Source organism: Streptomyces sp. SS1-1 (assembly GCF_008973465.1).
GTDB lineage: Bacteria > Actinomycetota > Actinomycetes > Streptomycetales > Streptomycetaceae > Streptomyces.
In genome coordinates this window covers 210,851-233,651 of record NZ_WBXN01000004.1, presented here as the reverse complement: position 1 = coordinate 233,651, position 22,801 = coordinate 210,851, and the positions used below count along the sequence as shown (strand labels likewise).

General features: G+C 73.7%; 5 protein-coding genes. 2 read left to right on the top strand and 3 right to left on the bottom strand.

The features are described from left to right. From F8R89_RS02075 to F8R89_RS02065, 3 genes are all read right to left on the bottom strand, one after another. Complete coding sequence (locus F8R89_RS02075; RefSeq protein WP_151782318.1) at positions 1 to 2,859, bottom strand: AAA family ATPase; 2,859 nt, start codon at positions 2,857 to 2,859, stop codon at positions 1 to 3. Positions 2,860 to 2,932: 73 nt separating this feature from the next. Continuing rightward, positions 2,933 to 3,799 carry a mycofactocin-coupled SDR family oxidoreductase gene (locus F8R89_RS02070; RefSeq protein WP_225994298.1) on the bottom strand — a complete coding sequence of 289 codons (867 nt, stop codon included), beginning with the start codon at positions 3,797 to 3,799 and terminating at the stop codon, positions 2,933 to 2,935. 566 nt (positions 3,800 to 4,365) lie between these two features. Continuing rightward, positions 4,366 to 4,614 (bottom strand): acyl carrier protein, encoded by a 249-nt coding sequence (locus F8R89_RS02065; RefSeq protein WP_151782317.1) that lies wholly within the window; start codon positions 4,612 to 4,614, stop codon positions 4,366 to 4,368. Positions 4,615 to 4,760: 146 nt separating this feature from the next. On the opposite strand from F8R89_RS02065, the gene F8R89_RS02060 reads away from it, so the two are divergent. Together F8R89_RS02060 and F8R89_RS02055 are read left to right on the top strand one after the other, a co-directional pair. After that, positions 4,761 to 6,278, top strand: a complete 1,518-nt coding sequence (locus F8R89_RS02060; RefSeq protein WP_318841265.1) for an AMP-binding protein — start codon at positions 4,761 to 4,763, stop codon at positions 6,276 to 6,278. A gap of 223 nt (positions 6,279 to 6,501) precedes the next feature. After that, positions 6,502 to 22,800, top strand: a complete 16,299-nt coding sequence (locus tag F8R89_RS02055; RefSeq protein WP_225994297.1) for a type I polyketide synthase — start codon at positions 6,502 to 6,504, stop codon at positions 22,798 to 22,800. The last annotated feature ends 1 nt before the right edge of the window (position 22,801 follow it).

The window sequence follows — 22,801 nt, the reverse complement described above, 5'->3', positions numbered from 1 at the left end:
TCACCCCTGCCGGACGCAGCCCGCGACGTCCTCCCGGCCCGCCGGCAGCAGACCGCCGCCCGCGGCGAGGTCCGGCTGCTCGTCGCCGGCGTTCTGCCCGCGCAGCTTGTACACGGAGAGCAGGTCCGTGCGCCGGGTGATCCCGAGCTTCCGGTAGACCCGGGTGAGGTGCTGCTCGACCGTGCTGACGGTGATGTAGAGCATCTGGCTGATCTCTCGGTTGGTGTGGCCGAGCGCGGCCAGTTCCGCGACCCGGCGTTCCGCCTCGCTGAGCACCTGCCGGGTGTGGTGCTCCTGGGGGTGCCAGCCGGCCTGCGGGCTCCGCTGCTGTTCGGTGCCGGCCTCGTCGCCGGGGACCGGACCGGGCACCAGGCAGGCCCGGGTGACCTGGGTGGCGCGGCGCGCCAGGAGTCTCGCCTGGTCGAACTCGCCGAGCTTCTGGTGGGCGAGGCTGAAGTCGGTGAGCGCGCGGGCGAGTTCGAGGCGGTCCTGGGCCGCCGTCAGGAACTCGACGCTCTGGCGTAGGAGGGCGGGGCGGCGGGCCGGTTCGCTGGCCGCGGCGAGCACGCGCAGGGAGATGCCGCGCATCCGGGCGTCGGCGGACCGTGTGCGTTCCAGTTGCTGACGGATGAGTTCGCGGGCCTCGGCGGTGTGCCCGAGCTCCAGGTTGACCTGGGCCAGGTTGGCGCGCCACGGGTTGAGTGACGGCAGGTCCGCCTCCCACTCGTGCATGAGGCTGCCGCAGAGCTGGAAGTCGCCGCCCGCCGCCAGCGCCTGGTCGGTGGCGAGGAAGAAGCCGCCTCTCGCCTCGAGGTAGTACAGGCCGAGGAACGTCTCGAACATGGCGTCCGGCACGGGCTGGCGCAGGACCTGGGCGGCCGCGTCGTGGTCGCCGAGGCTGGTGTGGGCGGATATGAGGGTGGCGCGCGGCAGCCCGATGAGGATGCCCCACGCCTTCACCGGCAGCAGGTGCAGGGCTTGTTCGGCCTGCTGCACGGCGGCCGTCAGGTCGCCGAGGCGCAGTGCGATGGCCGCGCCGATGGAACCGAGCACGGCCTGCCAGGTGACGTCACCGGACCGGGCCGCCTCCTGGACGAGCCGCTCGCACCAGGAACGGGCCAGATGAGGCTTGCTGTCGCACTGGAGGGCGAGGAGCGCTCCGGCCACCACTTCGAGGGCCGTGTCCCCCACGTGGCAGCTCTGCAGTATGTGCTGCGCGGAGGTGGAGGCGGTGTCGCCGCCGCCCCGGACCCAGAACGTCGTCATGCGGTCCACGGCGTGGGCCCAGGTGCCCCGGCGGGCCGACACGCGGAGCCCGTCGCCGCCGGCCGGGCGGAGCCGGCGGTCGGAGCCGAAGTACCAGTGGAACGTGGCGGACAGTTCCGCGGCGCTGCGGGGGTCGAGGTTTTCCGCGTTCGCGCAGAGCGAGGCCGCCGTGCGGATGGCCTCCTCCACCTCGCCGTGCCACAGCGAGTAGCGCACGACGCCGACGGCCGCCGGCACCGGCAGTTGCCCCGCCGCCACGGCGCCCCGCAGCCCTGGCAGATAGGCGGTGGCGGCCGCGCAGTTCCGCCGCCACAGCACCCGCGTCAGCGCGTACATGTCGGAGTGACGTTCCTGCGGGTCGGTGTCCGCGCCGACCGCCAGTTGCAGGCAGCGCACCGCGGTCTCCGCGTCGCCGGCCGTCAGCGCGTGCTCCGACGCGTCCCGCAGCGCGCTCACCGCCCAGGGCTCCGGTGCCTCGCCCGCCGCCAGCAGGTGCCGGGCCACGTCCACGGCCGTCGCGCCGCTCTGGGAGAGCAGCCGCGCCACCCGGGTGTGCAGGTCCGACCGCTCCCCGTGCGGCATCCCGTCGAGGATCGCGCACGCGCCCCGCGGATGCCGGACGCGTCCGTCCAGCAGCAGACCCGCCTCGGTGAGGATGAGCACCAGCTCCTCGGTGTCGGCGAGTCTGCCGTCCAGCAGCTGCGCGATCAGCGCCGGGGAGGAACGGTCGCCGAGGACCGCGGCGGCGCGGGCCACGGACAGCAGCTCCGCGTCCCACCGGTACAGGCCGGCCAGGACGGCCTGCGCGTACGCGACTCCGGCGACGGGTCCCCCGTGGTCCGCTTCCCCGTCCACGCACAGCGCGCCCAGCCGGTCGTCGAGCGCCGCGTGCAGGAGCAGCGGATTGCCGCCGGTGAGCCGGTGGTAGCCGTGCGCGAGCCGGGCGGGGTCCGGGACGCCCTCCTTGGTGAACAGGGTGGTGATGTCGTCCACCGAGAGCGGGGTCAGCCGGATGTGGCTGTAGGGGTGGCGGGTCAGTTCGGCCCGCAGCTCCGGCAGGGTCGGCTTGCCCCGGTACCACTCGTTGAGGACGATCAGCAGCCGGGAGCCGCCCATCCTGCGCTGCAGGGAGAGCAGCAGCCGCAGCGACGGATCGTCCGCGAACTGCACGTCGTCGACGGCCAGCACCAGCGGCTGGTCCGTGCACAGGTCCAGCAGCAGCCCGCACAGTTCGCGGACCGCCGTGTCCGTGGTGCGCTGCGTCACCGACGGGCCCGTTCCCCCAGGGCCGCTCGGCTCAGCCGCCGCACCGATGAGCCGTGCCGCGTGTTCCGGTAACGGCCCCGCCGGTCCCGCGCTGCGGAAGAGCTGGTCCACGACCCCCAGGGGCAGTTTCCGTTCCGCCCGCGACCCCGTGGCGCTGAGCACCAGGGCCCCGGACCGCACGGCCTGCCGGGAGAACTCGTGCAGCAGATGTGTCTTGCCGCCGGCCAGCCCGCCCTCGACCAGGGCCAGTCTGCCGTTCCCGCACATGCTCTCCGTGAGAAGGTCCCGCAACCGGGACAATGCCGCGTCGTACCCCATCCTCGCCATGAATGCCTACCCCCGAACTCGGCCCTTTTCCCGCGCTGAGCGAGACAGCGCGCCTACCCGGTCTCCTCCCCGTTCACAGTCGGTGCTTGGCGATGGCGCCTCCGTCGATCCGCAGCTGGGTACCGGTGACGTAGCGGGATTCGTCCGAGGCCAGGTAGACCACGGCGTGGGAGACGTCGGAGGTGGATACGTGGGTGATGGGCATGGCCTGGAGGGTGGCCAGGATCGGGGCCACGTCGTCCTTCGTCGGGTTCTCCAGATCCGGGCGGTAGGTCCGCAGCATGGCGTCGTTGTTCGTCATGTCGGTGTCCACGGTGGTCGGGTGGACCGAGTTCACGCGGATGCCGCGGGGCGCGAGCTGGAGGGTGAGCTCCTTCATGTACTGGACGAGCACCTGCTTGCTGAACCGGTAGCCGACGTACCCCGCGCCGGCCATCTCGTCCTCGCCGATGGGCGGCACCAGGCTCGCGATCGAACCCGACAGGATGACGGACGCGCCGTCGCGCAGGTGCGGCAGGGCGGCGTGGACGGTGTTGAGCACGCCGACGAGGTTGACGTCGACGCTGGCGGCGAAACCGTCGACGGCCACGTCCGGGCCCATCGGCAGGATGCCCGCGTTGGGGATCAGAACGTCCACGCCCCCGTCGAGTTCGGCGGCGCCCTCCGCGATGGCCGACCGGACGGCGGCGTAGTCGCGGACGTCGGCGTACTTCACCACCGCGCGGCGCCCGGTCGCCCGGACCTGCCGGGCCGTCTCCTCCAGCTCCTCGTTGCTGGCCATGGAGTAGCCGGCGGTCTCGATGTCCTTGCACAGGTCGACGGCGACGATGTCGGCGCCCTCCTCCGCCAGCCGGAGCGCGTGGCTGCGCCCCTGGCCCCGGGCGGCCCCGGTGATCACGACGACCTTGTTCTCGACCCGATTCATGAAGACCTCTCTCATGTGACAGAAGCTCGGCTTTTCAGGTGGGAAGTAAATTCCAGGTTTCACGCGAGGGCCGATCGCCGCCGAATAGTCGACGAACGGCGGGCAGGCCTCCTGTTTCTATTCCGCGCCATGTTCACCCGGGAATAGTTCAATGTGCAAGTACCACTGCCCGGATGGTGCGGGGAGGTTCGCATGCGGAGCGATGATCTTGGCCCAATGCCGTCCGTCATGGTGACGCATTATTTGTCCCGCTGATCGATGGCGCAAGAGACCCGTGAATTTCTCGTGCAGGTGGCCGCTTAGCCTTCTCTGCTTCTGGGGCCATTGCCTGTGATTTCTTTCAAGTCGCTTGACATGGCTGGGACTCGCCGCTCCACCGCCGGTGGCCGGCAGCGATATGGCCGAGCGTCAGGTATGCGCGCGTAGCGTTGACCCCGAGTGAGAGTCCGACGCCCCGGACAGGGGGTTCAGGGGTCGGCTCAGGGGTTCGTAGGGGTTGCGGCGCACCTCGGCGCTCCGCCACCATGACGCCGCCAAGCGTCGGCCGCCCGGTGGCCGACGGCCTGCGGTGGTCCGCCCGGTCAGTCGGCCGGCGCGGTCATCTGCGTGATACTCGCCCAGATCCGGCCCGGGGTCGCGAACGTTTCCAGGCTCAGCAGGTCGTCGACGAACCGGATGCCGTACTCCGCCTCCAGGTCGCTGATCAGCTCCACTGTGGCCATGGAATCAAGGCCGTAGTCCCGCAGCGAGGTTTCCTCGTCGATCGTCTCCGTCGCGGATATGAACGGAAGATATCTGCGCAGTATGGCGTCGAACTTGGCGTCGAGCATGTTGACTCCGAATCAGAGGCGTGACTGCTCATCGCCGATGCAAGACCACTACCGGACGTATCGGCAACCCCTATTTCCCATTACCGCTGGAGATCGGAATGTCCGAACTGGTCGAGTCCGCCCTGACTGCGCGTTTCCTGCGGGGCATGAACACCTCCCCTTCCGGCACCGCCCTGAGACTCGGAGCGCGTTCCTTCGGCTACTCCGAACTGCACGCCCTCGCCCTGCGCTGGGCGGGCGCGCTGCACGCCGCGCCGTCCGGCCCGCCGCGCACGGTCGGCGTGCTCACCGACCGGACCCTGGAGGGCTACGCCGGCATCCTCGCGGCCCTCTACGCCGGGGCGGCCGTCGTCCCGCTGCACGCGGGCTTCCCGCTCGAACGCACCCGGCGGATGCTGCTCACGGCAGGCGTCGACGCGGTCGTCGCCGACGCGCCCGGTCTGGCCGTCCTCCGTGAACTCGACCTCTCGGAAGGTGAGTTGCCGGTGCTCGCCCCCTTCGCCGACGACGGCGGGCCCGGCCTGATCCCGCCGGCCGGCCGCCCCCTCGACGCACCGGCCCGAATACGCGACACCGACACCGCCTACATCCTCTTCACGTCCGGATCCACCGGCCGGCCCAAGGGCGTGCCCCTCACCCACGCCATGACCCGCCACTACTTCGGCCTCGTCGACCGGCACTACGACTTCCACCCTGATGACGCGTTCTCGCAGACGTTCGACCTGAACTTCGACTGCGCGATGTTCGACATGTTCTGCGCCTGGGGCGCCGGCGCGAGCCTGCACCCCGTCCCGGCCCAGGCCTACCGCGACCTGCCCGGCTTCTTCGCCGAACGGGCGCTGACCGTCTGGTTCTCCGCACCGAGCGCCATCAGCCTGGCCCGCCGCACCGGACGCCTGAGCCCCGGCGACATGCCGACGCTGCGGTGGAGCCTGTTCGCGGGCGAGGCACTGCGCGCCGCCGACGTCCAGGACTGGCGGAGCGCCGCCCCCGCCTCGACCGTCACGAACCTCTACGGGCCCACCGAACTCACCCTGACCATCACCGGCCACCGCTGGTCACCGCAGACGTCGCCCGGCCTCTGCGTCAACGGACTCGTACCGATCGGCGCCGTGCACGACGGCCACGACCACCTGCTGCTCACCCCGGACGGACGGTTCTCGGAGCACGAGGGCGAACTGTGCGTCACCGGCCCCCAGATGACACCCGGATACCTCGAACCTCAGGACGACGAGAACCGGTTCCTCCGGCACGACGGCCGCAGGTGGTACCGCACCGGCGACCGGGTGCGCACCCTGCCCAACGGCGAACTGATCTACCTCGGCCGCCGTGACTCCCAGGTCCAGGTCAACGGCTGGCGTGTGGAACTGCCCGAGATCGAGCACGCGCTCGCGGGCTGCCCCGGCGTCGGCGAGGCCGTCGCCGTCACCCGCCCCGCCGGCGGCACCGACGAGATCGTCGTCTTCTACACCGGCGAGCGCGTACCGCCCGCCCGGCTCACCAAGCAGCTAGCCGAAATCCTGCCCAAGGGCATGCTGCCGCGGAGGTTCACCCACCTCGACCGGTTCCCGCTCAACTCCAACCGCAAGATCGACCGCAGACTCCTCGCGGAACGAGCCGCCGAGGGGACGGCCGAGAGGCCCGGGGCCGTGCGGAACGACTGACGGAGCCGTGCGGACCCACGACGGAACTGTCCGGACCGTCAGAGAGAACTGTGCGGATCCATGGACGCCACTGTGCGGACCGACCTACGGCCCGTGCGGACCACTGCCCGGACTGTACGGCCCGAAGGACACCCCCTAGGGGTCGCTAGGGGCTCTTGACCGACGTCCCGTGCAGGAACGTGGGCCCGCAACGGCAGGCCGAAGCAGATCGCGGAGGAACCTCTTGACGTCGGCACACACGCTGGGGGTGCTGCCCGCACCCGAGCAGATACGAGTCCTGGTCGAGTTGGTGCGCGAGCAGATCCTGGTCGTGCTGCGCGAGGCCGGGGAGGAGCCCGGCGACGTCGACCCCGCACGCCCGCTGCGGGAGCTCGGCGTGGACTCCCTCGGACTGGTCAAGCTCCAACGGCTGCTGAACACCGCCACCGGCCTGTCCCTGCCGCCCACCGTCGGCTTCGACCATCCGACGGTCGCGGACCTGGCCCGTCACCTGAGCTCCGAACTCGCCGGTTCGGCCGCCGACGCCCCCGACGAACCCAGCCCGCCCCCGGCCTCCGACGAACCCATCGCCGTCGTCGGCATCGGCTGCCGTTTCCCCGGCGGCGTCACCTCACCCGACCAGCTCTGGCAGCTCGTCGCCGAAGGACGGCACGTCGTCGACGACTTCCCCGACGACCGCGGCTGGGACCTCGAACGGCTCTACGACCCCGACCCGGCCACCCCCGGCTCCACCTACGTCCGCCACGGCGCGTTCCTGCGGGACGCCGGGGACTTCGACGCCGACTTCTTCGGGATCAGCCCCCGCGAGGCGCTGGCCATGGAACCGCAGCAGCGCCTCGTCCTGGAGACCGCCTGGGAGGCGCTGGAACACGCCGGCATCGACCCGGACACCCTCCGGGGCAGCCGCTCGGGCGTCTTCATCGGCGCCGACCCGCAGGACTACGGCATGCCGCTGCACGAGGCCCCCGACGGACTCGACGGCTACCTGATGACGGGCAACTCACCCAGCGTGCTGTCCGGGCGGGTCGCCTACGTCCTCGGCACCGAGGGCCCGACGCTCAGCGTGGACACCGCCTGCTCCAGCGCCCTCGTCGCCCTTCACCTGGCCGTGCGGTCCCTGCGCGCCGGCGAATGCACACTCGCGCTGACCGGCGCCGCGTCCGTCATGGTCCATCCGGGCGCCTTCACCTCGTTCAGCCGTCAGCGCGGACTCGCCCCCGACGGGATCTGCCGGCCCTTCGCCGCCGCCGCGAACGGCACGGCCTGGTCCGAGGGCGCCGCCGTCCTCGTCCTGGCCCGGCTGTCCGAGGCGCGACGGCTCGGCCACCCCGTGCTCGCCACCATCCGCGGTTCCGCCATCAACTCCGACGGCGCCAGCAACGGCCTGACCGCCCCCAACGGCCTCGCCCAGCAGCGCGTCATCCAGCAGGCGCTCGCCGACGCCGGACTGACCCCCGGCGACGTCGACGCCGTCGAGGCGCACGGCACCGCCACCACCCTCGGCGACCCCATCGAGGCACAGGCGCTCATCGCCGCCTACGGCACCGCCCACACGCCCGGACGACCGCTGTGGCTCGGCTCGGTCAAGTCCAACATCGGGCACAGCCAGTCCGCGGCGGGCGCCGCCGGACTCATCAAGATGATCATGGCGATGCGGCACGGCCTGCTTCCGCCGACTCTCCATGTCGACGAGCCCACCCCGCACGTCGACTGGTCCGCCGGCACCGTTCGGCTGCTCACCGACGCCACGCCCTGGGAACCCGGCGACCGCCCGCGCCGCGCCGGCGTCTCCGCGTTCGGCGTCAGCGGCACCAACGCCCACGTCGTCATCGAGGAACCCCCAGGCCGGCCGGCCGACCCCGAGACGCACCGCCCGCACCCCGAGGGCCCCCTTCCGGTGGTCCTCTCCGCCCGCTCCGCACCCGCCCTGCGGGCCCAGGCCCGGCGCCTGCTGGACCACCTCCGGGCCGAGCCCGGGACCCGGCGCGACGACCTCGGCCACTCCCTGGCCGCCTGCCGCGCGCGCATGCCGCACCGGGCCGTCCTGAACCCGGCGGACCCCGACGGACTCCACGCCGCCCTGGGTGCCCTCGCCGCCGGCGAGACCCATCCCGCGCTGGTCACCGGAAAGGCGGCCGGCGGAGGGCTCGCGTTCCTGTTCACGGGGCAGGGCAGCCAACGACACGCCATGGGCCGCCGGCTCCTCCGCACCGAACCGCGGTTCGCCGAAGCGCTCGACGAGGCGATCGGCTACCTCGACCTCCAGCTCGAACACTCCCTGTGGGACGTCCTGTTCACCGACGACGCCCCGGAGAAGGCCGCACTGCTCGACCAGACCCAGTACGCCCAGCCCGCCCTGTTCGCCCTGGAGACCGCCCTGTTCCGGCTGGTGGAGTCCTGGGGCCTGCGCCCGGACTTCGTCGCCGGTCACTCCGTCGGCGAACTCACCGCCGCCCACGTCGCGGGCGTCCTCAGCCTCCCCGACGCCGCGATGCTCGTCGGCGCCCGCGGCCGCCTCATGCAGGAACTCCCGCAGACCGGTGCCATGGTGGCCGTCGCCGCGCCAGCCGACGAGGTCACCGAGCTGCTGCGCGAGACACCCGGCGTCGACATCGCCGCCGTCAACGGCCCCGAGGCGGTCGTCCTCTCAGGCGAGGAGGCCCCCACCCTCCAGGCCGCCGCCGCACTCGCCGCACGCGGACACCGCACCCGACGCCTGCGGGTGAGCCACGCCTTCCACTCGGCGCTGATGGAGCCCATGCTCGCCGAGTTCCGCCGGATCGCCGACGTCATGACCTACGCCGAACCCGCGATCCCCGTGGTGTCCAACGTGACCGGGGGCCTGCTCGCGACCGAACGGCTCCGCTCCGCCGAATACTGGGTCGAACACATCCGCCGGCCCGTGCGGTTCGCCGACGGCATCGCCTTCCTCGCCGGAGCCGGCGTCACCACGTTCCTCGAACTCGGCCCCGACGCCGTCCTCACCCCCATGGCCCAGGACTGCGCCGGCGACGACACCGACCGGGCGTTCGCCCCGGTGCTGCGCCGCGACCACGACGAACGCGCCTCCGTCCTGTCCGCCGTCGCCCTCGCCCACGTCCACGGCGCCTCCGTCGACTGGGACGCCTTCTTCCCGGACGCCGAGCGGATCGCGCTTCCGCCGTACGCCTTCCAGCACCGGCGGTACTGGCTCACCGCCGAGAAGGCCACGGGCGACGCGCGAGGCGTCGGACAGCAGCCCGTCGACCACCCGCTGATCCGCGCCATGCTGACCCTGGCGGCCGACGACGGCGTCGTGCTCAGCGGCCGGCTCTCCCCTCGCGTCCAGTCCTGGCTCGCCGACCACGTCATCGCCGGCACCACGCTGCTGCCGGGCACCGCCTTCGTGGAACTCGCCCTGCTCGCCGCCGACCAGACCGGCTGCGGCACCGTCGAGACGCTGGACCTGGAGACCCCGCTGACCCTGCCGGACGACTGCGGCATCGCCCTGCAGATCGTGGCCGGCGCACCGGACACGACGGGCCGGCGCACCGTCGAGTTCCACGCCCGCCGCGAGGACAGCACCGCGGAGGACGACTGGACACGCCACGCGAGCGGTGTACTCGCCCCCGCCGCTCCCGCACCCGACAGCGGAGACACGTCCTGGCCGCCACCGGACGCCCAGCCGGTCGACCTCACCGGCTTCTACGAACAGCTCGGACAGGAGGGCTACGGATACGGCCCCGCCTTCCGGAACCTGCGCGCCCTGTGGCGCACCGACGGGGACACACCCGAGGTGTACGCCGACGTCGCGCTCCCCGAAGAACTGGACGGCACCGGGTACGGCCTGCACCCGGCCCTGCTGGACGCCTCCCTGCACGCGCTCGGCCACGCCCTGCCCCAGCCGGCGGACGGCCAGGTGACCCTGCCCCTGACCTGGCACAACGTGTCCCTGCACGCCACCGGCGCCCACGCGGTGCGCGTACGCGTCACCCGGACAGGACCCGACACGGTCGGCATCGCACTCACCGACACCACGGGCGCACCCGTGGCGTCCGTGGACGCCCTGGTGGTCCGCTCGGTCGCCACCGACCGCATCGGCGGCGACACCGGCACCAGGGGCGCACTGCTCCACATCGACTGGACGGAGCTGCCGGTCCCCGCCTCCCCGGCGAACCTCACCTGGGCCGTGCACGGCCCCGACCCGCACGGCCTCGGCGAGGCCCTGGGCGCCCGGCCGGCCGGCCGGCTCCCGGAGGCGGCCGGAGCCGACCTGGTGCTGGTCACACTCCAGCCGCAACCCGCCGCCGCGCCCCTCGACGCGGCCCGGGACCTCACCGGTCGGGCACTCAGCCTCGTGCAGGACTTCCTCGCCGACGAGCGACTGGGCACCGCACGGCTCGTCGTCGTCACCACCAACGCCGTGCCCGCACTGTGGACACGGACGCCGGACGACACGGCACTGGCCGCGGCACCCGTGGCGGGGCTGCTGCGCGCGGCGCAGGCGGAGCATCCGGATCGCGTGATCCTCGTCGACCACACCACGGACGCGACCGGGACGCCCGCCGACCTCGTGGAGCTGCTGCCCGCCGCCGTGGCCTGCGGAGAGCCCGAACTGGCCGTGCGGGACGGACGGCTGCTCGCCCCCCGTCTGGTCCGCCGCGCACGTACGGCCGCCGACGGGGACGGCTGGCCCGACCACGGCACCGTTCTCGTCACCGGTGGGACAGGAGGCCTCGGTGCTCTGGTCGCCCGCCACCTCGTCACCGAGCACGGCGTACGGCGACTGCTCCTGGTCGGCCGACGAGGGCTCGCGGCGCCCGGCGCGGAACAGCTGCGCGACGACCTCACCGAGGCCGGAGCCACCGTCACCGTCGCCGCCTGCGACGTGGCCGACCGCGCCGCCCTGGCCGCCGTACTCGACGCCGTGCCCGGCGACCACCCGCTCACCGCGGTGGTGCACGCGGCCGGCGTCGTCGACGACGGCACCTTCGAGGACCTGACCCCCGACCGCGTCGCCACCGTCTTCGCACCCAAGGCCGACGGGGCCTGGCACCTGCACGAACTCACACGCGACCTGCCGGTGCGCGCCTTCGTCCTGTTCTCCTCGGCGGCCGGATTCCTCGACGGCGCGGGGCAGGCCAACTACGCGGCCGCCAACACCCTGCTCGACGCCCTGGCCCGGCACCGACGGCTCTCGGGACTGCCCGCCACGTCCATCGGCTGGGGACTGTGGCCCCGCGAACACGGCATGGGCGTGGGCCTGTCCGATGTGGCCGTCCACCGCGTGACCAGACTCGGCCTGCGTGAACTCTCCGTCGCCGAGAACCTCGCCCTCATGGACGCCGCACTGCGCTCCGGCGAGGCTTTCACGGCACCCCTCTGGTTCGACGCACACGCCCTGCGCGCGAAGCCCGCCGGTGTGACGCCGCTGCTGCGCTCCCTCGTAGGATCGATCGCCCGCAGGCGGGCCGCCGGAGCGGACAACTCCCCGGCCGGAGCCGCGTCCCTGACCCGGCGCCTGACCGAACTGACCGCCGAACAGCGGCAGGAGCACCTCCTGACCCTCGTACGCGAGCAGGTCGCAGCCGTACTCGGGCACACCGGGGCGGAGGACGTCGACGCCACACGCGCCTTCAACGACCTCGGCTTCGACTCGCTGGCCGCCGTCGAACTGCGCAACGCCCTCAACACGGCAACCGGTCTGCGTCTGTCCGCCACCCTCGTCTTCGACCATCCGACACCCCTCGCCCTGACCAAGCACCTGGCAGACCGCCTCGTGCCGGGGCGCCCGCAGCCGGCGGCGCCCGCGCCCGACGTGCGCGCGCCCGCCGACGAACCCATCGCGATCATCGGCATGGGGTGCCGCTATCCGGGCGGCGTGACGACACCGGAGGAGCTGTGGCGGCTCGTCGCCGAGGGCCGCGACGCCATCGCCGAGTTCCCCGGGGACCGTGACTGGGACATCGCCGAGCTGTACGACCCGGAGCCCGGCACGCCCGGCCGGACCTCCACCAAGGAAGGCGGCTTCCTCTACGACGCCGCCCTGTTCGACCCGGACTTCTTCGGCATCAGCCCGCGCGAGGCCGTCGCCATGGACCCGCAGCAGCGCCTCATGCTGGAGGCGTCCTGGGAGGCGTTCGAACGGGCCGGGGTCGACCCTCGTTCGGTCCACGGCTCCCGCACGGGTGTCTTCGCCGGCGTCATGTACCACGACTGGGCCAACCGGCCCGGCGAGGTACCGGAGGAGTACGCGGGCTACCTCGGCAACGGCGGACACACCGCCGTCGTGTCCGGCCGGGTGGCGTACGCCTTCGGCCTGGAAGGCCCCGCGGTCACGGTCGACACGGCCTGCTCGTCCTCGCTGGTGGCACTGCACCTGGCGGCCCAGGCCCTGCGCAACGGCGAGTGCACACTCGCCCTGGCCGGCGGCGTCACGGTGATGTCGACGGCCGACACCTTCATCGACATGAACCGGCAAGGCGGCCTGTCCTCGGACGGCCGCTGCAAGTCGTTCGCCGACGCGGCCGACGGCACCGGCTGGGGCGAGGGCGTGGGGGTACTGCTGGTGGAGCGGCTGTCGGACGCCCGGCGCAACGGGCATCCGGTGCTGGCGGTGGTGCGGGGTTCGGCGGTGAATCAGGACGGTGCGTCGAACGGGCTGACGGCGCCGAACGGGCCGTCGCAGGAGCGGGTGATCCGTCAGGCGCTGGCGTCGGCGGGGTTGTCGGCCGCTGACGTGGACGTGGTCGAGGGGCATGGGACCGGCACGACGCTGGGCGACCCGATCGAGGCGCAGGCGTTGCTGGCGACGTACGGACAGGAGCGCGCCGAGGGCCGTCCGCTGTTGCTGGGGTCCATCAAGTCGAACATCGGGCATACGCAGGCTGCTGCGGGTGTCGCCGGGATCATGAAGATGGTGCTGGCGATGCGGCACGGGGTGGTGCCGCGGACCTTGCATGTGGCTGAGCCGTCTTCGCAGGTGGACTGGTCCGCGGGCGCGGTCGAACTGCTCACGGAGGCCAGGGAGTGGGCTGGTGAGGGCCGTCCGCGTCGGGCCGGTGTGTCGTCGTTCGGCATCAGTGGGACGAACGCGCACGTGATCGTGGAGGAGCCGCCGGCGGTCGAGGCGCCGGTTGCCGAGGGCGATGTGGCCCCGGTGGCGTGGGTGGTGTCGGGGAAGACGCCCGAGGCGCTGACCGCCTACGCCGATCAGCTCAGGTCGTACGTCGCGGGGCATGAGGATCTGCGCCTGGTGGACGTGGCGTTCACGCTGGCCGGGCGGGCCCGGTTCGAGCATCGGGCCGTGGTGGTCGGCGCCGACCGGGAGGAACTGCTGCGGGGGCTGGACCAGGTTGAATCGGTGCCCTCCGCAGCGGGCAAGCGGGTGTTCCTGTTCACGGGGCAGGGCGCGCAGCGGCTGGGGATGGGGCGTGAACTGGCGGCGCGGTTCCCGGTGTTCGCGGCTGCCTTCGATGAGGTCGCCGCCGCGCTCGACGCGTACGTGGAGCGTCCGCTGAGGGATGTCGTGTGGGGCGAGGACCCGGCCGTTCTGGAGCAGACCGGGTGGGCGCAGCCTGCCTTGTTCGCGTTCGAGGTCGCGCTGTTCCGGCTGCTGGAGTCGGCCGGGCTCAAGCCCGACTTCGTGGCGGGGCATTCGATCGGCGAGCTGGCCGCCGCGCACGTCGCCGACGTACTGACACTCGAGAACGCGGCCCGACTCGTGGCCGCGCGGGGCCGCTTGATGCAGGAGCTCCCGGCCGGCGGTGCGATGGCGTCCGTGCGGGCCGAGGAAACCGTGGCGCGGTCCGCACTGGCCGACGGTGTGGAGATCGCCGCAGTCAACGGCCCTACAGCAGTCGTGATTTCGGGCACCGAGGAAGCCGTCACCGAGACGATCGAAGGGCTGCGCGGCGACTACAAGGCCACGCGTCTACGTGTCAGTCACGCGTTCCACTCGGCGCTGATGGAGCCGATGCTGGACGGCTTCGCCGAAGTCGCCTCCCAGCTGCGCTACTCGGCGCCGCGCATCCCTCTGGTCTCGACCATGACCGGCCACCAAGTGACCGACGAGCTGTGCGACCCGCACTACTGGGTCCGACAGGTCCGCGAGCCCGTCCGCTTCGCCGACGCACTCGCCACTCTCACCGAACACGGTGCGGGCACCTTCGTCGAAGTCGGCCCCGACACCGTCCTGACCGCCATGGTCGAGGACACCGCCGCGCATGCCGTCGCCACCCAGCGCCGCGACCGCGACGAAGCGCACACCCTCCTCGCCGCCCTCGGCACCCTCCACTCCCGAGGCACCGACGTCGACTTCGCCGCCCTCCACCCCGGCCGGCACCTGGAAGACCTGCCCACTTATCCCTTCCAGCGTGACCACTACTGGCTGAGGCCCGTCCGGACCGCCGGTGACGTCGGCTCGGCCGGGTTGGAGGCCGTCGAGCATCCGTTGCTGAGCGCGGCCGTCACCGTCGCCGACGCGGACCGGGTGATCATGACCGGGCGTCTGTCGCCCGGCCGTCAGGAGTGGCTGGCCGATCACGACATCCTGGGTAGCCTGCTGCTGCCCGGCACCGGTTTCGTGGAGCTGGCCCTGCGCGCCGGGGACCACGTCGGCTGCGGACACCTGGAGGAACTGACCCACCAGGCCCCGCTGGTCCTCCCCACCACCGGCACGGTCACCGTCCAGATCGTCGTGGACGCGCCGGACGAGGCGGGCGTACGCGCACTGACCATCCACGCGCGGCCCGACGCCGACACCCCGTGGACGCTGCACGCGACCGGCGCGGTGGCGCCGGCCCTCGCCGACACGGCCTTCGACCTCTCCGAGTGGCCGCCGGCCGGGGCCGCCCCGTTGCCCGTCGAGGGGTTCTACGAGGACCTGCGCGGGCGCGGATACGGCTACGGACCGGCGTTCCGCGCCCTGCGTCGCGCCTGGCGGCACGGCGAGCACGTGTACGCCGAGGTGGAGCTGCCCGAGGGCACGGACGGCACCGTGTACGGGCTGCACCCGGCCCTGCTCGACGCCGCCATGCACGCCGACCAGCTCGGGGAACAGGGGGCGGTGGACGGTGACACCCTGCTGCCGTTCTCCTGGTCGGGCGTGACGTTGCACGCCACCGGTGCGACGGCGCTGCGCGTCCACCTGGAGCGGCTGCGCGGTGACGAGGCGTGCTCCATACGGCTCGCCGATCCGACGGGCCGGCCGGTCGCGACCGTGGAGCGGATGACCGTCCGCCCGGTGACCGCCGGGCAACTCGACCGCGGTGGCCGGGTCGGTGAACTCCTCCGTCTCACCTGGACCGGTGTGCCCGTCCCGGACGGCACGGCCGAGGCGGCCGTCGTGGGCGATCTCCCCGGGACCGGACTCCCCGGCGTCCCCGCCCTGGCCGCGCTGGAGGAAGTGCCGCGTGCCGTTTTCCGGGCCGTGGACCGCCTGGAGAGCCCGGACCCGGTGGCGGGCTCCCGCGAAAGCACACGTGACGTGCTGGCCGCCGTGCGGGAATGGCTGGCGGATGACCGGTTCGCCGGCAGCCGGCTCGTGTTCGTGACGCGGGGTGCCGTCGCGACCGTGGAGGGGGAGCCGGTCGACGTGGGTCAGGCACCCGTGTGGGGGCTGGTCCGTGCCGCCCAGGCCGAGCATCCGGGCAGGTTCGGGCTCGTCGACACCGACGGGACGGACGAGTCCGCCGCCGTGCTCACGCGGCTCGCCGGTACGGCCGAACCCGAACTCGCCGTGCGGCGGGGCCGGGTGACCGTGCCGCGGCTCACCCCGATGACCGGGGTCCCGGCCGGCGGCGGTGACGGGCCCTGGAACAGCACGGGGACCGTACTCGTCACCGGTGGCACCGGCGAGCTGGGCGCCCTGGTGGCCCGGCACCTCGTCGTACGGCACGGTGTCCGCCATCTGCTGCTGACCGGGCGCCGTGGCCCGCACGCGCCGGGCGCCGACGCCTTGCGGGCCGAGCTGACCGCACTCGGCGCGACCGTCACCGTGGTGGCCTGCGACGTCGCCGACCGGGACCGGCTGGCCGCCGTACTGGCCCAGGTGCCGGACGAGCATCCGCTGTACGCGGTCGTGCACGCGGCGGGCGTCGCCGGCAGTGGTCTCGTCGGCGACCTGACCCCCGAGCGGCTCGACACCGTCCTCGCGCCGAAGGCCGACGCGGCGTGGCATCTGCACGAACTCACCCTCGACGCGGGCCTCGAAGCGTTCGTGATGTTCTCCTCGGCCGGGGGATCGGTGCTGGCCGCCGGGCAGGGCAACTACGCGGCCGCCAACGTCTTCCTGGACGGCCTCGCCGCCCACCGCGCCGCCGCCGGGCTGCCCGCGACCTCCGTGGCGTTCGGCCTCTGGGACACCCGAGAGCCGGGCGCGGCCCCGGCCACGGACGACATGGACCACGTACGGCGCCTGGGTTTCCCCGCGCTGCCGGCCCCCGACGCGCTGGCCCTGCTCGACGCCGCCGTCAGCGCGGGGGAGCCGTGCCTCACCGCGCTGCGTGTCGACCGGAGGGTGGTTCGCGACAGGGGTGAGGTGCCCGCACTGCTGCGCGCCCTGGTGCGGGGAGGCGCCACCCGCCGAGCCGCCGGTGCGGGCGCGGACGCCGACACACCCGGTCAGGGGCTCGCCGAGCGGCTGGCGGCCCTGACGGACGCCGAGCGCCTGCGCGCCGTGGTCGACCTCGTACGGGACCGTGCCGCCACCGTGCTCGGGCACACGAGCGGGGACGCCGTACGGGCCGACCGGGCCTTCTCCGACCTCGGGTTCGACTCGCTCGCCGCCGTCGAACTGCGCAACGCGCTGAACGCCGCGACCGGACTGCGGCTGCCCGCCACCCTCGTCTTCGACCACCCGAACGCGCAGGCGGCGGGGGAGTTCATTGTCTCTCGGCTGCCCGGCGCCGCGACGACGGCCCCGGCCCCGGAGCCGGTCCCGGCCACGGAGCGGGTCGCCCCGGCCGACGAGCCCATCGCCGTCGTCGGCATCCACTGCCGCTTCCCGGGCGGCGTCAACTCGGCCGAGGACCTGTGGCAGTTGCTCGACGAGGGACGGGACGCCCTCACCGACTTCCCCGTCGACCGCGGCTGGGACGTCGACGGCGTCTACGACCCGGTGCCGGGCACGCCAGGGAAGACCTATGTGCGCAGGGGCGGATTCCTGCACGACGCCGGGGAGTTCGACCCGGAGTTCTTCGGCATCATGCCGCGCGAGGCGCTGGCCCTGGACCCCCAGCAGCGGCTTCTGCTCCAGGGCGCCTGGGAGACGTTCGAGCGGGCCGGCATCGACCCCGCCTCGGTACGGGGCAGCAGGACCGGCGTCTACGTCGGCGTGATGTACACGGAGTACGGCGCGCGGGTGCAGCAGCACGTGCCCGAGGAGATCGCCGCGTACCTGTCCGGCGGCAGCGGCGCGAGCATCGCCTCCGGCCGGGTCGCCTACACGCTCGGTCTGGAGGGCCCCGCGGTCACCATCGACACCGCCTGCTCCTCGTCGCTGGTGGCCCTGCACATCGCCTGCCAGGCGCTGCGGCAGGGCGAGGTCGGGATGGCGCTGGCGGGCGGCGTGACCGTACTGCCCACACCGGACGTGTTCGTGGACTTCAGCCGGCAGCGCGGCCTGGCGCCGGACGGGCGGTGCAAGGCGTTCGCCAAGGCGGCCGACGGCACCGGCTGGTCGGAGGGCATCGGTCTGCTGCTCGTGGAACGGCTGTCCGACGCCCGTCGCAACGGGCATCCGGTGCTCGCCGTGATCCGCGGGTCCGCCATCAACCAGGACGGGGCGTCCAACGGTCTGACCGCGCCCAACGGCCCCTCCCAGCGACGCGTCATCGAGGCCGCGCTCGCCGCGTCCGGGCTCTCCGCCCGGGACGTCGACCTGATCGAGGGCCACGGCACCGGAACCGCGCTCGGCGACCCCATCGAGGCGCAGGCGCTGCTGGCCACGTACGGGCAGGGCCGCACGGGCGACGAGCCGGTGTGGCTGGGCTCGGTCAAGTCCAACCTGGGGCACACGCAGGCGGCGGCCGGTGCCGCCGGCGTGATCAAGCTGGTGCAGGCCATGCGGCACGGCGTCATGCCGCGCACCCTGCACGTGGACGAGCCCTCCGACCAGGTCGACTGGTCCGAGGGAGCCGTCGAACTGCTCACCCACGCCCGCGACTGGCCCCGCGCCGGCCGGCCCCGCCGGGCCGCCGTGTCGTCGTTCGGGCTCAGCGGCACCAACGCCCACGTCATCCTGGAGGAACCCCCGGCGGACCTCGCCGTCGCGCAGGACCGCGAACCCGACGGGACCCCGGCCGGCGCGCCGCTGCCCTGGGTCCTGTCGGCCAGGACCGAGGCGGGCCTGCGCGGTGCGGCCGAAAGGCTCGCGGCACACGTCAGGGCGACCTCCCCGGCGGGCGCCGACGTCGGGTGGTCCCTGGCGTCCGGTCGCGCCCGGCTGGAGCACCGGGCCGTCGTCCTCGCCGAGGACCACGCGGGCCGGCTCGCCGGTCTCGAGGCCGTGGCCGCCGGACGGACCGCGCCGGGCGTGGTGACCGGGACGGCGGTACCGGACGGCCGACTCGCGGTGCTGTTCACCGGCCAAGGCGCGCAGCGGCTGGGGATGGGCCGCGAACTCCACCGGGCGTACCCGGTGTTCGCCGCGGCCTTCGACGCCGCCGTGGACCTCCTCGACGGGCACCTCGACCGGCCCCTGCGCGACGTGATCTGGGGCACGGACGACGAACTCCTCGCCCGGACGGTGTACGCGCAGGCCGGGCTGTTCGCGGTGGAGACGGCCCTGTTCCGGCTGGCCGAGTCGTGGGGGGTGCGGCCGGACTTCGTCGCCGGGCACTCGATCGGGGAGCTGACAGCGGCCCACGTCGCCGGGGTGCTGACCCTGCCCGACGCCGCGCGCCTCGTCGCCGCACGGGGCCGGCTGATGCAGGCGCTGCCGGCCGGCGGTGCGATGGCGGCGGTGCAGGCCGAATCCCAGGAGGTACGGGACGCACTGCCGGACGGCGTCGCCGTCGCGGCCGTCAACGGTCCCCGCTCGGTCGTCGTCTCCGGCCCTGAGAAGGCCGTGACCGCCACCGTCGAGCACTTCCTCGCGCGGGGCCGCCGCGCCACCCGGCTGCGGGTCAGCCACGCCTTCCACTCCCCGCTCATGGAACCGATGCTGGAGGAGTTCCGGGCCGTGGCGTCGACCCTCGACTACGGCACGCCGGACCTGCCCGTCGTCTCCAACGTGACCGGCCGCCCGGCCGACGCCGGCACGCTGTGCGACCCGGACTACTGGGTCGACCACGTCCGGCGGACCGTCGCCTTCGCCGACGGCGTCCACGACCTCGTCGAACGGGGTGTCACCGCGTTCCTCGAACTCGGACCCGACGCCGCGCTGACGCCGATGGTCGACGAGGTCACGGACGGCACCCGGCTCGCGGTCCCCGCGCTGCGCCGCGACCGGCCCGAGCCCGCCCAGCTGCTCGACGCGCTCGCCCGGCTCGACGTCACCGGCATCCCCGTGCGCTGGGCCGACGTGTTCGCGCACACCGGCGCCCGACGCGTCGACCTGCCCACCTACCCGTTCGAGAGACGGCACTTCTGGCTCTCGCCGCCGGCCGGCGCGACGGCCGCCGGGCCCGCCGGTGGCGCGGCGCGGCACGGACAGCGCGACGCCGGGCACCCGCTGCTGTCCGCGGTCATGCCCGCACCGGAGGGCGGCGGTCTCGTGCTGACCGGCCGGATCTCGACGCAGACCGACGAACAGGCCTGGCTCGCCGATCACAACGTGATGGGCATGGGCCTGCTGCCCGGCACCGGATTCGTGGAACTCGCCCTGCGCGCGGCGGAGGAGGCCGGCTGCGACAGCGTCGAGGAACTGGTGATCCAGCAGCTCATGCCGCTGCCCGACCGGGGCGGCGCCGCCGTGCAGGTCGTCGTCGACGGTCCGGACGAGTCCGGGCGGCGCCCCTTCGCGATCTACTCGCGCTTCGAGGACGCCGCCGACCCGACACCCTGGACCCGGCACGTCACCGGCACCCTGGCCACCGAGCGCCGGCCCGTCCCCGGCCGGGAGGAATTCGCCCTCGGTGACGGTCAGTGGCCGCCCGCCGACGCGCAGCCGGTCGACATCAGTGGTGTCTACGACTACCTGACCGGCAAGGGCTACCACTTCGGCCCGATGTTCCGGGGGCTGCGCGCCGTCTGGCTGCGCGGCCGGGACCTGTTCGTCGAGGTCGCCCTGCCCGACGACGCCGAACAGGACGCGCGCGCCTACCGGCTGCACCCGTCGCTCCTGGACGCCGCCATGTCCGCCACCGACTTCCTCGGCGGCCGCCGTCCGCAGGACACCGGGGCCGGTCAACTCCCCTTCTCCTGGTCCGGGGTGAGGCTGCACTCGGCGGGCGGCCGGAGCAGGCTGCTGGCCCGGATCAACTGGCTGGGCTCCGACGAACAGGCGGGTTCCGAGGCGGTCCGCATCGACCTCGCCGCGCCCGACGGCACGCCCGTCGCCTCCGTGGAGTCACTCGTCGTACGGCCGGTCACCGCGGACAGGCTGGTCGCCGAAGGCGCCGCGCAGACCGGCACCCGGCACCTGGAGTCGGTCTTCCGCCCCGGCTGGACCCAGCTGCCGCTGGGCGACGCGGGCCAGGCCGACCCGAGCCGGTGGGCCGTCCTCGGCGCCGACGCCCTCGGCATCGGCGGCGGCGACCTGCCCGTGTACGACGACCTCACCGCGCTCCGGGCCGCACTGGACTCCGGCGCGGCCGCCCCGGAGCTGCTGCTCCTGCCGGTGGAGCCCGGCGACGACGAACCGCCGGACGGGGTCCGTCCGCCGCTGCGGACCGTGCTCGCCGCACTGCGGGACTTCCTCGCCGACGAGCGGCTCGCCGCGACCCGGTTGGCGGTGCTCACCTGGTTCGGCGCCGACGGGGACGGCGCGCACCTGGACCTCACCGTCGCACCGGTGTGGGGGCTGGTCCGCGCCGCGCAGGCGGAGAACCCCGGCCGGATCCTGCTCGTCGACCTGGACGCCCAGGAGTCCTCGACCGGCATGCTGCCCGTCGTCGCCGCCCTGTCCGAACCCGAGGTGTCGGTGCTCGGCAACCAGGTGCGCGTCCCGCGCCTGGCCCGCGTGCCGGAGCCCGCCCGGCTGGCCGCACCACGCTGGCGTACGGACGGCACCGTGCTCATCACGGGCGGCACCGGCGGCCTGGGCGCCCTGGTCGCACGGCACCTCGTCACCGCGCACGGCGTCCGCCGCCTCCTGCTGGCCGGACGGCGCGGCCCGGACGCCCCCGGCGCCCGCGCACTCACCGCGGAACTCGAGAAGCTGGGCGCCGAGGTCACCGTCGCGGCCTGCGACGTCGCCGACCGGGACGCGCTCGCGGCCCTGCTCGCACGCATCCCGGAACAGCACCCGCTCACCGGCGTCATCCACGCCGCCGGCGTGCTGGACGACGCCCTCGTGACCTCGCTGGCCCCCGGGCAACTGGACACGGTGCTCCGGTCGAAGGCGGACGCGGCGTGGGCGCTGCACGAACTGACCGAGGACCTGGACCTCGACGCGTTCGTCCTGTTCTCCTCGGTCGCCGGGCTGCTCGACCCGCTCGGCCAGGGCAACTACGCCGCCGCCAACGTCTTCCTCGACGCCCTGGCCCGCCACCGGCACCGGCAGGGCCTGCCCGCCACGTCCCTGGTCTGGAACCTGTGGGCGGGGGAGAGCGGCATGGGTGCGGGCACCGACCCGGCCCTGGAACACCGCCTGGCCACGCGGGGGACACCGGTGCTGAGCGTGCCCGAGGGCCTCGCCCTGTTCGACCGCGCGCTCACCGTGGACGAGCCCGTCCTGGTCGCGCTGCGGCTCGACCCGTCCGGCTCGAGCATCCCGCCGGCGCTGCGCGACATCGTCCCCGCCCCGCCACGGACCGCGCCGGCGGCGGGCCTCCCGGCGCCACGGCAGGCGGGCGGCGCGGACCCCGAGGACCTGCTGCGGCGGCTGGCCGCGCTGCCCGCGGAGGGCCGTGCGCGCCTGCTGGGCGACCTCGTCAGGGACCAGGTGGCCGAGGTGCGGCACGGCGACCGCGCCGGTGTCGACATGGACCGGGGCTTCACCGAACTCGGACTGGACTCGCTCGCCGCTATCGAACTGCGCAACCGGCTCGGCGCGGCCACGGGACTGCGGCTCCCGGCCACGATGATGTTCGACCACCCCACGCCCGCCGACGTCGTCACGCTGCTCCTCGAGGAACTGGCCACCGACCTGCCGGACGCCCCCGAGCCGCGGCGGCCCGAGCCCGCCTGGAACGCGGGGCAGCCCGACGACGGGGAGGTGCGGCGCCGCCTGGCCGCCGTGCCCGTCTCGGCGCTGCGGGCCGCCGGACTCCTGGACGCCATCCTCAGCCTCGGCGTCCCGGCCGCCTCCACGCCCGACGACAAGGCGGCGCCCGAACCTCCGGCCGACCGCACCGAGGAGATCAGGAGCATGGACGTCGACGACCTGGTCGCCGCCGCCCTCGCGGGCACGGAGACCGGTGAGGAGCAGGACCGATGAC